We start from the raw sequence: 12,529 nt of genomic DNA, 5'->3' as shown, positions 1-12,529 counted from the left end.
TCTTCATTTCTCGAAGTAAATAAAATGGATGTAAATTTTTTGTGAGTTTAGAAATAGCCATTTCAATACTTAATGCTTTCATAGAAAGTTTTTCATCAAAATAGTGATGAACCCGATTTAATTTATATTATAATTTAAAGCAAACTATTTCTAAGCAGTTAGAACCACTTTTGAAAAGCAAAAAAAAGCCAGAAAATAGGGTTAATGAAATGAATGAACTTATAAAGCATTTCACACAAGATATTAATTATTGTATAGGTTTATTAAGAAGCCGAGAATAGACCTTTATTAAATTAATAAGAGCTTACATCCAAGTTTATTCTTAATTTTAGTTCCTCTAACCAAATCATCCACATATACAGGAATTAAATGACCATAGACCAATACCTAAACAACATAAATCAACGCTATCAATTAGGTAATGCTACCGAACATACATTTAGGGGCGACCTTCAGCAACTTCTTGAAAATTTAGTTCCCGAGATAAGAGCAACAAACGAACCAAAACGCCAATCCTGTGGTGCCCCGGATTATATACTTACAAAAAAAATATTCCGGTTGGCTTTATTGAAGCTAAAGACATTGGCGATAAAGACCTTGAAGGGAAGAAGAAAACAGGAAATAAGGAACAATTTGACCGCTATAAGGCATCTTTAAATAATTTAATCTTTACAGATTATATAAATTTTCATTTATACATAGATGGTGAGTTTATTACCAAAGTTGCGATTGCAGAAATAACTGAAAAAGGAATTATTGCTAAACCCGAAAACTTCAAAACATTTGAAGACCTTATAAAAGATTTTTGTGTTCACATAGGGCAAACTATTAAAAGTCCAAAAAGGCTTGCTGAAATGATGGCAGGTAAGGCTCGGCTACTGGCCGATATTATTGGTAAAGCATTAATCAGCGACCAAAATCATCAAGAGGATAGTACCTTAAAAGATCAAATGTTGGCTTTTAAGGATATTCTAATTCACGACATTACACCACAAGGTTTTGCTGATGTTTACGCTCAAACCATTGCTTACGGAATGTTTGCAGCTCGTTTGCACGACCCTACTTTGGATAATTTTAGCAGACAAGAAGCGGCTGAACTGATTCCAAAATCCAATCCTTTTTTGCGAAAACTGTTTGGCTACATTGCAGGGCCAGACATTGACGACCGAATTAAATGGGTTGTTGAAAATCTTTCGGAAATCTTTTTGGCGTGTAACGTAGAAGAAATTTTGAAGAACTACGGGAAATCCACCAAAATGGAAGACCCGATTATCCACTTTTACGAAACTTTCCTAAGCGAATACGACCCGAAATTGCGTAAGTCTCGTGGCGTTTGGTACACACCGCAACCCGTTGTAAATTTCATTGTACGGGCAGTTGACGACATTTTGAAAACGGAATTTGATTTACCGCAAGGACTTGCCGACACCAGCAAAACAACCATAAAAGTAAACACCCAAACCGCAGACAAACGTTCGGCAACAGGTTATAAACAAATGGAACTAGAAGTACACAAAGTACAAATTCTTGACCCAGCCACAGGAACAGGGACTTTTTTGGCAGAAGTTGTAAAACATATCCATAAAAAATTTGAAGGACAACAAGGCATTTGGAGTAATTATGTAGAAACGAATTTATTGCCACGCTTGAACGGTTTTGAGTTGCTAATGGCGAGTTATGCTATGGCACATCTAAAATTAGATTTGCTTTTGACAGAAACAGGCTACAAACCCACCACCAACCAACGTTTTAGGGTTTACCTCACCAACAGTTTGGAAGAACATCATCCAGATACTGGTACATTATGGACAACAGTTTTAGCAAATGAAGCCAATGAAGCCAACCACATAAAAAGAGATACGCCTGTAATGTGTGTAATTGGAAATCCGCCTTATGCTGTAAGTAGCACAAATAAAAATGATTGGATTCAAGATTTAATTTCTGACTACAAGAAAAATCTCAATGAACGTAAAATCAATTTGGATGATGATTACATCAAATTCATTCGCTACGGACAACATTATATCGACAAAAATGGAAGTGGTGTTTTGGCTTACATTTCAAATAATAGCTTTATTGACGGAATTACACACCGTCAAATGCGTAGAAGTTTATTAGAAACTTTTGATAAGGTTCATATAATTGATTTACACGGTAGTGCAAAAAAAAACGAAACAGCACCAGATGGAAGTAAAGATGAAAATGTATTTGATATACAACAAGGTGTTTCAATTAACATTTTAGTTAAAACAGGGAAAAAGAAAAAAACAGAATTGGGAGAAATTTACCATTCTGAATTGTTTGGAAGGAGAAACTTAAAATATGAAACACTTAATGAAAACTCATTTTCATCTATCAAATGGGTTAAATTAGAAAATGTTGAACCTTACTTATTTTTTGTTCCAAAAGACTTTAAGTCGCAAAGTGAGTATGAATCAGGTTTTAAAGTTGACAATCTTATGAAAACCTATGTATCAGGTTTTCAAACTAAAAGAGATAAAATAACAATCAATATAAAACCTAAAGAACTTAAAGAAATTAGGGATACATTCATTGAAAATGATAATAATGAAATAAGAAGTATTCTCAAACTTCCTGCTGACGGAAGAGATTGGAAAATTGAATGGGCTAAAGAAGATTTGCAAAAAAATCATCCAACAGAAGTAAGAGTTATGTATCGACCATTTGACGACAGATATACTTTTTTTACAGGAAAATCAAAAGGTTTTGTTGCATATCCAAGAACTGAAATGTTTAATCACTTAAACAATCCTAAAAATATTAGTTTGATTACTTGTCGTCAACAATCTACATTTGATTTTCAACACATTTTTACAAGTCGTCTTGTTTCTGATATGTGCAATATTTCATCACAAACAAAGGAAACAGGATATATTTTCCCACTTTATATCTATCCAGAAGTAAATGGGCAACAATCAATAGAACAAGACACAGAGAGAAAACCAAATTTAAAAACTGAAATCGTCAATCAAATAGCAGAGAGTTTAGGTTTGACTTTTACTAATGAAAAGGAAACTACGGAAAACACCTTTGCCCCAATTGACATTTTAGATTACATCTATGCGGTTTTACATTCGCCAACATACCGAGAGAAATACAAAGAGTTTTTAAAAATTGATTTCCCAAGAGTACCTTTCCCAAAAGACCAAGACACGTTTTGGCATTTAGTAAAGTTGGGCGGAGAAATCAGACAAATACATTTATTGGAAAGTCCAACCGTTGAAGAATATATTACGCAATATCCAATTGACGGAGAAAATGTAGTTGGCAAAACAATATTTAAAAACGGTAAGGTTTACATCAACGACACGCAATATTTTGACAATGTTCCGAGAGTAGCTTGGGAGTTTTACATTGGTGGTTATCAACCCGCTCAAAAATGGCTGAAAGACCGAAAAGATAGAACTTTGGAATATGAAGATATTTTGCACTATCAAAAAATCATTGTTGCTCTTTATGAAACCGATAGGTTAATGAAAGAAATTGATAAAATTGAAATTGGATAAGGAAAGATTTCTGCTATTTCTAATATCTTTACAAGCTGAATATACTAAAAGAATAAATGAAAATTCTATTAACTATAATCCAAATTGGCTATGCGTTCATCCTTATGTTTTTAGGCTGGCGTAGTTATGAAACCTTACTCTTAATCCTAAATAAAAGTCATTGGTATAGTGACGACATTGGAATGTTTTTGATTCCAATGTTTTTTGTAATGGCTGCTATTCAAAATTTTTACCTCTGTAGAATAAATAAGTTGAAAATAAAGAAATTTAAGGATGATTAATTTTTTATCGTCTTTTTAATATTGATGGATTTCCTTTAAAATTACGTAGGGTCATAGGCTTAATTTCAATTGCTTTTTTTATTTATCAAACTATGCTAATTATTTTTTTTATAACAATTTCTTTAAATGAATATGGTGATGATGCAGTTTATATGGGATTGTTTGTCTTGACACCTATTTTCTTGTGGTTGTCGCTTTCATTTATTAAATTAATTTATAATTGGATAAATGGAAAAAGTTATACTGAAGAACAATCAATTCAAAGATGAGATCTTGAGTTTTTAGGATAAAATTCAATAAGCTTTTCTGAAATTAAACATAAAGCATAATAAGCGTCTAATTGACTTTGCCACCAGTAACGGCGGAAAATTTAATTAATTTAATAATTGATTAATGATCTTCCAATTTTATCAAATAGCCATTAGTGTCTATTAATTCAAATTCTGTTATTAGTTTCCTAAAAGAAGGATTGATTTCAGCGAGTTTTTGAGCTTTGTTTTCCGCTTTAGTTCGTATAATTTCTTTGGTCTGAATTTTTTTTAAAGAATTGCTGTTGTTTTTAGTTATACCAATATAAACATCTGCCAAGTCTATGCCGTCGGCATAGGATTTATCTTCCAAATACTTGCTTACGGAAATATCAAAACCAAAATCCTTTAACTCCATTGCTTTATCCAGCCATTCGGAATATTCACTTTTGTCGGGAAACGCTATAATTTTATAGCCCTTTATGGGTTGAAGCATTTCGTATTTAAAACCGTGTTTACTTCCGGTAGCAAGCCAAACATATTCCGGTTTAAAAAGGCTCATGATTATTGCTGTTTTTTCACTTTCTACGACAGCAACGGTGCCGTTGGTTGTTTCATTTATTAAGTGAAGACCGAACAAACATTGCTTCAAATTGAATTTTTTTAGCTGTAATGTACTGCGAACGCTATTAATGTAGGCTTTGCCGTTGGAATCCTTTGCCCTTTTTCCCGTATACTGATCATATAGCATTATTTTTCCGTGTCTAACATTTTGTTGTTTATCGATTTGCCAAAAAACGGTTGCACCTTTCCATAATTTTGAAGTGCCTATAAGATATTTCAAAATTGCCTTCCTCACTTCGTCTTCACTGAACAGCCTTTTCAGAAATTGAATAAAATTATTTTCGCGAAAGTTCCGTCCACTTCTTTTTACCAATTCAAAAGGATGGTAACTGGCGGGGGGCGGTGGTGTAAATTTCACTTCAAAAGTATTGGAGTATTCTCCTTTTGGTCTTCCCCAATACCCACAATTATTTTCACGATCGCACCGGCCAAATTCAATAGGCAAAAAATCCCCTGTTTCGTTATCTAAATACCTAACGAAAGTCTTTTTTGTGCATTGGGGGCAATCATGTTTTTTGCTCCCTTTTTCCAATTCATATCGATATTTCATTTTTTTTCTTTTAGTTCAAGGAAACTTGGTAATCTGTGTAAACTTCAACAATAGGAAGGGTTTTCAGTTTGAAAACCTTTTCTGATAAACTGGTAAAGTGGTAAACTGTTTATAGTGATTGGTAAAGTTTAGGCTAACAAATTTGATCGCAATAAATTAAAAATCAATAGTTTAAAGATTAGTTTACCTGCTTTGTCGACTTTCCGCCTAATAAAGCTTTCTATAATGGGCATACTTATAATTTTTAAACAAATCATTTCGGTTCAGATACCGTGCAATAGCTCCGCCCTTGACTTCATATCGTTCAAATAAAGGTAATACGTCCGCTCTTTTAAATTCATTGGGCAAAGCCTTGTATAAATCCTGTTGGTTAGTACTAAGGTCTTCCAATGGGTTTTTTGTCATTATTTTGTCGTGTACCCTTAAAGCGTTCAATCGGAAATATTCAACGAGATTAATCGCCTTTTCCAAACTTTCATTTTGAAGTGAAATATTATAACTGCCGGTTACTGCTTGTTGCATCATTTCAATAATCAACGCAATTCGCCAAACATAAGTTTCCATTTTTGCCTGTATGGAACGTTCCAAGGTGTCGTTAAAACATTCCTTGGCTCTTTTGTGCTGCCATTCCTTAAACACTTCAATATTTGAAGCATCGGTTTTAATAGTTTGTTGGGGTGCTTCCAGTAGGTTATTGATTAGCCTTTTATAATTCTCTTGGTGGTATTCAGGAATGTCTGTGCCAGTAAATAAATTAGGTTCTAAATTTTCAGGATAAACAAAAAGAAATCTATCTAAAAAACCGTCCTCGCTTCTATTGTTACCAGCAAGCTGTTTCACAAGTTCCGGTTGCATCCCGCCCAATATATTTACATTGGTTTGGGGAATCCTTATTGGCTCTTTTGTAACCCTATCCACAGTCAACTCATTCCCATTGAAAAGTTCAAGGTACATTTGTTGATCATTTCCTTTTTTATACTTGTCAAAAGAATTAATCCAGCCCATTAACTCATCTTGAAATACCAATATTCCTTTTGAATTATGCTGTAAGGATTGTGCGAGCATTTCTGGCGTAAAGTCCATAAGAATAAATTTACTGAAACTGGGTTTTTTGCCTTTTGTTTCTTTATCCCGTTGCTCATATTCCAGCATCAAACTTTGATATTCAATATAGGTTTGATCATCTTTTAATTTAATTGGTTGCTTTGCAAAATTTAAAGGATGTGTTTTTCCAGTTCCTGGACTTCCGATAATGGATAACCAAAGAATAGGTTTTGATTTGTAACTACCATTGTGCAGTTTTACACTGTTCCCTATTGCGGTGGCACATACCGAAAGTATTCCCGCACTAAAATAGTCTTTGTCGAAACCATTGGTGATCTTTGCAGTATTTATCAACTTTTGTATTGCACCAGGGAAGATTTCCAAAGGGAAGCCATTAGCTGAACATTGCATCTCCGTATCAATTATATGGCCTAAATCTGTAAAACTTGGCTTGATATTATCATCCGTTACCATAGCAATTTACTTTTTTAATGGTTTTAAACATTCAAGTAATTCGCTACGCTTGTAATACCTGCGGTTGCCTATTCCATAGGCTTTGACTTTACCTTTATTAGTCCAAGCCCAAAGTGTTGAGCTGTCTATGGATAGGAATTTGCAGGTTTCATCCCGGGTTAAAAGTTCGTCATTGGATTTTAGGTTGCTTAGATGTACAATTAAATCCTCAATTCGATGTTGGAGCTTAACATCAATAAGGTTTCCCAGTTCTTCGGGCGTTAGGTCTTGGAGTAAGATTGCATTTGTTTTCATTTGCTTATGTTTTAATATTCACAAGCAAAAGTCCGTAGTGGATTGCGCTATATTTAACCCGCTTTTGCGCTATTGTTGAGCTATTATTGCGCTTTTTATTTCGTTGTAATAATCCATTCTGTTATTTTTCCCCGATTGCCTACTATCTATTTTGTCAATAGAAACGTTATAGGATGCTAAAAACTCAATAAATTTTATCCCGCTACAATGAATTAATCCGTCTTTTGTCATAGCGTAAAACAAAAAGCTATAATTTGCTACAAGGTGTTTTTTGTCCTTATACTTTGAGTGTATTTTTTCAAATATTTTAAATCCATTTTTTTTAAAAATATCAGGGTGCATTAATTCACCCTCATTGGGATTTGTTTCAATTGATTGTTGTCCTTTTTTAATAGACTTAATTTCATTAAAACAATATTGGCAATAAATAAATTTCAGATAACTATCACCAAATGTATTTACAGTATTATAGGCCTCAAAATTGGTTTCATATTTTATCCCATCAGTTAGCCAGTCATAGAGTAAGTTTTTATTTCTCGATATGAGTTCTATAGCTTGAATAGGGCTTAAGAATAAATCACCCTTGTCGAAATCACCAATTAATTCAGGCAAATTAAAAGGGTCTGATTTTTTTATTTCTTGATTTAAAAAGTTTAGTTTTTGGTCTTGGGTATTAAATGCTTCAAGTTTGAACTGGATTTCTTTTAAAAGTAGATGGCTTTTATAGGTGTGCGAAATTCTTAAACAAAGCAAATCACATATTTCATGTGGAATTGAATAATTCAGCATAATTCCGAAATCATCTACATCATAGTGTTCAAAAAACTCAAATTCTTCATCATTATAAATTGAAAAATCCAATTTTGAAAAATCACGTTTATAAGGGTAGTTATCTGCTATTTCAAAAATTTCCTTTTCTAATGCAAGTTTGATTTTTTCAGGTGTAGTTAATTTGTCAAATTCTTTACGATTTAAAATATTTCTAAAAGTTCGCTTTGCCATATTAATTATTTGTTGGAATGCTCATTATTTCAATTGCAACGGTGGTGGTTGCATCTGTTGCAACTGAGTTTCGATAGTTATTCTGCTGTTATGATGCATTATATTTCTCACTATTTCAATTGCAACGTTGCGGTTGCATCTGTTGCAACTGGGTTTCGATAGTTATTCTGTTGCTATGTTGCATTATATTTCTCATAATTTCAATTGCAACGGTGTCGGTTGCATTAGTTGCAGTGGGGATTGTTACTCTTGTTTTAAAAATATTTGCTTATTTCCATTGCTAAATCTTTATTGCTTTTGCCTATGTAATTTAAAAACATTGCTTCGCTACTATGGCCAGTAATGTATATCAGGTATGTAGTTGGTATTTTACCATAAAAGTTGGTGGCAAAACTTCTTCGTCCAATATGTGAAGTGACTAATTCCCATTTTGCATATTTTCCCGAAACTTTCCGTATTCCATTTTCTGTTTTAGTTGCAATTGCACCTTCAACTTTTTCTTTGAGTTTGGCTTTTTTGCAAACAATCTTAATATAATCGTTATATCGTTGATCTGAAATTGAACGGGGAAAGTTTCCGTCCCGTTTTTCAAGTATTTGCAACACTTTATTATGAAGTGGTACAGTCATTACTTTGCCTGTTTTCTTTTGTGAAAACTCTAAAAAACTTTTTCCATTTTCAATCCGAATCATTTCTTTAGTGAAACGTAAAAAATCTGAAATTCGCTGGCCAGTATAACAACTAATAATTAGCCAATCTCGAGCATTATCTAAATAATCATGTTTAAATTTCTTTTTTTCTATCGCTTCAAGATCCTGTGATGACAAATAGATTTTAGATGTTTTGGCTTTTTCCAACTTTAATGCATCCAGCTGTGAGTCTGTTTCTAAACCCAAATAGCGAGCGTGTTTACAAAATGATTTTATAAATCCAAATTCTCTTTGAATTGTATTTTGCCCATAGCCTTTGGCTTTTTGGAAGTTAACAAATTCATTTTTGAAACTTTCATTTATATCTTTTATTAAAATAGGATCTTTGCGCTCGGTTTGCATGCGCTTTAGTTTGTTTTTAACGGTATTGTATTTTTTTACGGAAGAGTAGGTTATTTCGTGTTTTCGATAATCCGTATAGAAATCTATATATTCAATTAAATTAAGAGGTATTCCAGTATTTTTTTTTGGCGGGTTGTAATAAATATCTAATTGATAATCTAACCAATCTTTAGAAATATCCAATGGATGGACAGTTTTAAATGCTTCCAAAATATGATTTTCTATATTGTTCAATTCTGTATTAACTTCCTGTTGCCGGTTGCTTATTTCTATATCTTTTGGACGTTTTTGCGGATGTTCCTTTTTCCAGTAGTGTTTTGATACTTCGTATTGAGTTCTTGCCCCCAAGACAAAATCTTTGTTATTATGCCTAAAAAGCAATCTTAAATTAAGGGGGGCATTCTCCTTCGTGGAACGGTAGAGAAAATTCACAGAAGCCATACATTAATCGATTTTAACAATACAAATATAAAATATCTGTACGATTTTTGTACGGCTGATTTCAAACTAATTCAAAACCATACAAATTAAATAAAAATAAAAAAATGATGTAATCTATTACTATTATTGGATTTATAGGTGTGAATGCAATAATTATTAGGGGTTTGAGTTTATCTTTATTTTGGATTAGAGTGGACTCTCCGCCTGTACAAAGTGAAGAGCTTCAGTGAAAACTGGAGCTTTTTTTATTGATTGTCTTTTCCGTTTTCAATCAACTCTTCAACCTCCTCTTTGTCATCCCCGTTAAGTTTTGGGTTTTTCGGAGTTTGGACTTTTTTTTTGTGATGAATTTCATAATACATGGCGAAATGGTCACTGCCAAAGTTTTTGGAACGGACCATTTTACCTACGTACAAATCGCGGGTGTGAAAAAGATGGTCCAACGGAAACCGTAAAAAGAAATAATCTGCGTGATAGGTAGAAAAGAAACCACGGCCCACACGCGGATCGATCATTCCAGTCATTTTTTTGAACAGCCGTGTAGTGCGGCTCCAAACCACATCGTTCATATCGCCACATACAACGGTGGGTTTGTCCAAATCACGTATTCTTTTTCCGGTTAGCATCAGTTCGGCATCGCGCTCTTTTGAGGTTTCATTTTCGGTTGGGCTGGGCGGCGCGGGATGCAGGCAACAGAAAAAGATAGGGGGATTTCCTGCAAGGGGAAAATCGAAAAAGATTGAAGGCTTATCATCTTCAATCTGGTATTTCACTTCCACATTTTTCAATTCCTTTTTTGAATAAAGGTGCATTCCGTAAAAATTTTCCAAAGGTACTTTTACGGTGAAGGGGTAGTCTTTTTCAATTTCCGAAAGACAATCTTCCCACTCTTGGTTTGATTCCATTGTCAGTACCAAATCTGCATCAAAACGTTTTATTTCCTTTAAAAAATCTGGATAGCAGGAATTGGTCTGTAAAACATTTCCGGCCAAAATGGAAACGTGACCGTCGCTTTTGGCCTTTATCCTGCTTCTTCTGGGGAAAAGGGAACTGTATGGAAATACTTTGTAAAGTTGGTATAGCATGGTTGCAACCAGCGCTGCAAATAATATCCAACTAAAAACGGTGTATTCTTCTTCAAAATAAAAAAACAAGGCCAATAAAATCAATTGAATAAACAACGACTGTAGCCTCACAAAATCTGCCGTACGGAAAAACCAATGCGGATTTCCAGTTGCAGGAAAAAAGGGGCTTACTGTAAAGAAGATTATTAAAATGTACAATACCATCTTTCAAATTTAAGTTTTTTAAAAATGCTAAAGCCTACAAATATCTTTTTTGCTTAAACGTATATTCCTACTTTTACGGCTTCAAAAAATCAAACACATGAAAAAAATTATCCTCAGTACTTTATTTATCTTTTTAACCTTCACATTTGTAATTGCGCAAGATTATACAACCCCAAACACAGGTGTAACTTGGACGCTGGATGACATTGCAGCGGCAAGTCCCACAACTATCACTATTTCTGGAAGTGAATATACGCTCTTGGGAAATCTTACAATCTCGGAAAATGATGCAGTAATTATAGATTCAGATTTGACCCTTTTAATTGATGAAGCAAAGCTAGTAACCGTTTTTGGAGCATTTACAGTAGATTCAAATGCAGTGACCATTACTGCCTTGGATGAAAACACTCCGTACGACGGATTTCGTTTTGAAGAGTTTTCAGAAATAGACATCCAAAATGCAACTATTGAATATGGTGGTGGACTAAGGGTTTTGACGGAAACTTTTTCAATAGACAATTGTACACTTACCAATAATGTTGCTGGCGCAACTACGAGTGCGGTAATCCAACTTTCCCGGGGCATGCCGCAAATAACTAATAATACCATTGCCCAAAATGATTTGCCAGCCATTGGCTCTGCAGCAAATTCTGTCGTTTCGGCATATATTTTCAATAATACTATTGAAGCAAACAATCAAGCTAATGGCAACCGCCCACAAATAAATTTGGGCACTACCATGGCCGCCGACCCGCTACAGATTATACAGAACACCATCATAGGAGATCCCGCAGCAGATCAAACTGGGGGTATTGCCATTGCCAACTTTGTGGGTGGCGATATAAATGTAATTATCGAAAACAACACCATTCGCGACAATCGCTATGGCATTACAATCCTTGGAACGGTAGATTCTGCTGAGATTATTAACAATGTAATTGAAGACAACAATGTTCAAGGAGATCCTAATCTTGGCGGAAGCGGCATCAATCTTAATAGTTCATCCATAAGTGAAGACGTTATTGTCTCTGGAAACGAAATACGAAGAAACCTTTGGGGTATTACATTACAGGGCGAGGCTTCAATAAACCTTGGTGACGATGCAAGCAACCCGGGAAATAACGTATTTGCGGAAAACGGCAACAGTGGCGAAATTTATGCGCTGTACAACAATACCGCAAATCCTATTTCAGCAAAGAGCAATTGCTGGATAGAAGGTCAGGAAAGCACGCCGGAGCAGGTAGAAGATGTAATCTTTCACAGTGTGGACGATCCGGCTTTGGGAGAAGTTACTTTTGACCCATTCCTATGTGGCATTTTGGGTGTTGCCGATAATACTGTTGAAAATTTCAGCTTTTATCCAAACCCTGTTAAAAACGAAATCAATTTCAACAATATTTATTCTTTTTCAACAGTTGAAATTTATGGTGTACAGGGCAATTTGATTGTTTCCGAAACTATTTCTGAAGGGCAAAACAGTTTATCTATAAATCTTCCTTCAGGATTGTATTTTGTGAATTTCAGCAATGACTTACAAAACGTTACGAAGAAAATGGTGGTGGAGTAATCTATCTATCCAATAGTAACAGACCCCAAAGGTTTCGAAAACCTTTGGGGTTTTTTAGGATTTTTTTATCGTAAATCGCTAAATCCCTTCCTAAAACCGTAATTTTGCACCCGCCTGCCCCTTTTCGGTAGGCTTT

At 34.3% G+C, this 12,529-nt stretch carries 9 protein-coding genes; 3 read left to right on the top strand and 6 right to left on the bottom strand.

All coding sequences use genetic code 11. The features are described 5' to 3' along the window. Nucleotides 1-369: 369 nt before the first annotated feature. Nucleotides 370-657: a hypothetical protein gene (locus AC58DT_RS09940; protein WP_497216692.1), complete on the top strand. Its 288-nt coding sequence runs from the start codon at nt 370-372 to the stop codon at nt 655-657. Between the two features lie 197 nt (nt 658-854). Further along, the gene (locus tag AC58DT_RS09935) at nt 855-3,527 is read left to right on the top strand and encodes a type ISP restriction/modification enzyme (protein WP_497216691.1); all 2,673 of its coding nucleotides are present in this window, start codon (nt 855-857) and stop codon (nt 3,525-3,527) included. A 671-nt stretch (nt 3,528-4,198) separates the two neighbouring features. On the opposite strand, the gene AC58DT_RS09930 is transcribed toward AC58DT_RS09935, so the two are convergent. The 6 genes from AC58DT_RS09930 to AC58DT_RS09905 all read right to left on the bottom strand — a co-directional run bounded on the left by AC58DT_RS09930 (nt 4,199) and on the right by AC58DT_RS09905 (nt 10,826). Continuing rightward, the gene (locus tag AC58DT_RS09930) at nt 4,199-5,230 is read right to left on the bottom strand and encodes a DUF6371 domain-containing protein (protein ID WP_497216690.1); all 1,032 of its coding nucleotides are present in this window, start codon (nt 5,228-5,230) and stop codon (nt 4,199-4,201) included. 207 nt (nt 5,231-5,437) lie between these two features. Then, nucleotides 5,438-6,748 carry a DUF3987 domain-containing protein gene (locus AC58DT_RS09925; protein ID WP_497216689.1) on the bottom strand — a complete coding sequence of 437 codons (1,311 nt, stop codon included), beginning with the start codon at nt 6,746-6,748 and terminating at the stop codon, nt 5,438-5,440. 6 nt (nt 6,749-6,754) lie between these two features. Beyond that, entirely contained in the window at nt 6,755-7,042 is a 288-nt protein-coding gene (locus tag AC58DT_RS09920) for a helix-turn-helix domain-containing protein (RefSeq protein ID WP_497216688.1), read from the bottom strand. 69 nt (nt 7,043-7,111) lie between these two features. Beyond that, nucleotides 7,112-8,044, bottom strand: coding sequence for a hypothetical protein (locus tag AC58DT_RS09915; RefSeq protein WP_497216687.1), 933 nt, complete (start codon nt 8,042-8,044; stop codon nt 7,112-7,114). Nucleotides 8,045-8,298: 254 nt separating this feature from the next. Beyond that, nucleotides 8,299-9,306: a tyrosine-type recombinase/integrase gene (locus AC58DT_RS09910; RefSeq protein WP_497216686.1), complete on the bottom strand. Its 1,008-nt coding sequence runs from the start codon at nt 9,304-9,306 to the stop codon at nt 8,299-8,301. Nucleotides 9,307-9,782: 476 nt separating this feature from the next. Then, on the bottom strand, nt 9,783-10,826 hold the full coding sequence (locus tag AC58DT_RS09905; protein WP_497216685.1) for an endonuclease/exonuclease/phosphatase family protein: 1,044 nt from the start codon (nt 10,824-10,826) through the stop codon (nt 9,783-9,785). A gap of 97 nt (nt 10,827-10,923) precedes the next feature. Here AC58DT_RS09905 and AC58DT_RS09900 point away from each other — a divergent pair, with 97 nt between their 5' ends. Further along, nucleotides 10,924-12,393 carry a T9SS type A sorting domain-containing protein gene (locus AC58DT_RS09900; protein WP_497216684.1) on the top strand — a complete coding sequence of 490 codons (1,470 nt, stop codon included), beginning with the start codon at nt 10,924-10,926 and terminating at the stop codon, nt 12,391-12,393. Nucleotides 12,394-12,529 lie beyond the last annotated feature (136 nt).

The organism is Aequorivita sp. CRS11 (assembly GCF_059693805.1).
This window is presented reverse-complemented; position numbering and strand designations above follow the sequence as displayed.

What these genes read in the sequence shown, in the direction of transcription:
- AC58DT_RS09940 (WP_497216692.1), top strand. Translation starts at nt 370, where the DNA reads ATGACCATAGACCAATACCTAAACAACATAAATCAACGCTATCAATTA.
- AC58DT_RS09935 (WP_497216691.1), top strand. Translation starts at nt 855, where the DNA reads ATGATGGCAGGTAAGGCTCGGCTACTGGCCGATATTATTGGTAAAGCA.
- AC58DT_RS09930 (WP_497216690.1), bottom strand. Translation starts at nt 5,230, where the DNA reads ATGAAATATCGATATGAATTGGAAAAAGGGAGCAAAAAACATGATTGC.
- AC58DT_RS09925 (WP_497216689.1), bottom strand. Translation starts at nt 6,748, where the DNA reads ATGGTAACGGATGATAATATCAAGCCAAGTTTTACAGATTTAGGCCAT.
- AC58DT_RS09920 (WP_497216688.1), bottom strand. Translation starts at nt 7,042, where the DNA reads ATGAAAACAAATGCAATCTTACTCCAAGACCTAACGCCCGAAGAACTG.
- AC58DT_RS09915 (WP_497216687.1), bottom strand. Translation starts at nt 8,044, where the DNA reads ATGGCAAAGCGAACTTTTAGAAATATTTTAAATCGTAAAGAATTTGAC.
- AC58DT_RS09905 (WP_497216685.1), bottom strand. Translation starts at nt 10,826, where the DNA reads ATGGTATTGTACATTTTAATAATCTTCTTTACAGTAAGCCCCTTTTTT.
- AC58DT_RS09900 (WP_497216684.1), top strand. Translation starts at nt 10,924, where the DNA reads ATGAAAAAAATTATCCTCAGTACTTTATTTATCTTTTTAACCTTCACA.